General features: G+C 39.1%; 1 protein-coding gene. It reads left to right on the forward strand.

Going from position 1 to position 1,439, the window contains the following annotated elements; translation table 11 throughout:
• Window positions 1-53: 53 nt before the first annotated feature.
• Window positions 54-1,402 (forward strand): IS3 family transposase gene (locus ACFX4L_RS25335; protein WP_377406670.1). Its coding sequence is split into 2 segments (ribosomal slippage): window positions 54-498 and window positions 498-1,402, totalling 1,350 coding nucleotides; the frame shifts between segments, so codons are not numbered across the junction.
• Window positions 1,403-1,439 lie beyond the last annotated feature (37 nt).

Genomic DNA, 1,439 nt, shown 5'->3' on the forward strand with positions numbered 1-1,439 from the left:
TGAACTGCACCCCAATTGTTAGACACCATCTAACAATTGGAGGTGCAGTTTTTTTGACTAAATATACGATAGACGAAAAATCAAATGCAGTTTTAGAGTACTTAAAAGGGAAAAAATCCTATAAATCCATTGCTCAAGAAAGAAATGTAGGTTTATCCCCTCTGAAAAGATGGGTCGCTCGCTATCTAAAACATGGGATGGAAGGACTTGTTTCATCCTATACAAATTACACTCTGCCCTTTAAACTAGAGGTACTTACATATATGAACGAATATGGGGCATCGATCAACGAGACCGCTGTACACTATAACCTTCCTTCCGATTCTACACTTTTGAATTGGGCAAATCAGTTTAAGGAAGGAGGTATAGACGCCCTTAATCCAAAGAAAAAGGGGCGTCTATCCATGAAAAAAGAAACTAAGAAAAAATCGCCAGCTAATGGCTCTCAAGAAGCACTTCTTGCCGAATTAGAATACTTACGTGCAGAGAATGCCTATCTAAAAAAGTTGAATGCCTTAGTTCAAGAAAAGGAAGCCTTACAAAGAAAGAAAAAGCGAAAGTAGTCCATGAACTAAGGAAACAATTTGATTTAAATCTGCTTCTATCCATTTCTAAAATGGCACGGAGTACGTACTACTATTGGGTAAACGCCTTCGGGCGTGAGGATAAATACACAGAAATTAAATCCCTTATCAAAGAGATTTTCCATACGCATAAAGGGCGTTATGGGTATCGGCGTATCACCCTAGAATTACGTAACCGAGGTGTTCACATCAATCATAAAACAGTTCTCCGATTGATGAATGAACTAGGATTGAAGTCATTGGTTCGCATGAAGAAATACCGTTCGTACAAAGGGAACATCGGTAAGATTGCGCCCAACATTCTAGCACGTGATTTCAAGGCGGCAAAGCCCAATGAAAAATGGGTGACAGACGTCACGGAATTCCATCTAGCTGGGGAGAAACTATACTTATCGGCCATTCTTGACCTGTTTAATGGAGAAATCATCGCCTATAATATCGAATCTCGGCCTGTTTATCCGCTCGTTTCCAAAATGCTAGATAAAGCCTTTAATCGCTTGGAATCGAAAGATTCACCCATTCTCCATTCAGATCAGGGCTGGCATTACCAGATGAAACAATACTCACATGATTTGAAAAGACATAAGATTACACAAAGCATGTCCCGCAAAGGAAATTGTCTCGATAATGCGGTCATTGAAAACTTCTTTGGGCTATTAAAATCCGAGTTACTCTATCTTCAAGAATTTGAAAGCATGGAGCATTTCAAACAAGAACTAGAAGAATATATCCATTACTACAATCATCAACGAATCAAGGTAAAATTAAAAGGCATGAGCCCGGTAGATTACCGGGTTCATGCCCTCAAGGCTGCCTAATTAAATAAAGTGTCTAACTTTTTGGGTTCACTTCAAA

Origin of the sequence: Peribacillus sp. YIM B13482 (genome assembly GCF_042787975.1) — a bacterium.
Lineage (GTDB): Bacteria > Bacillota > Bacilli > Bacillales > DSM-1321 > Peribacillus > Peribacillus simplex_A.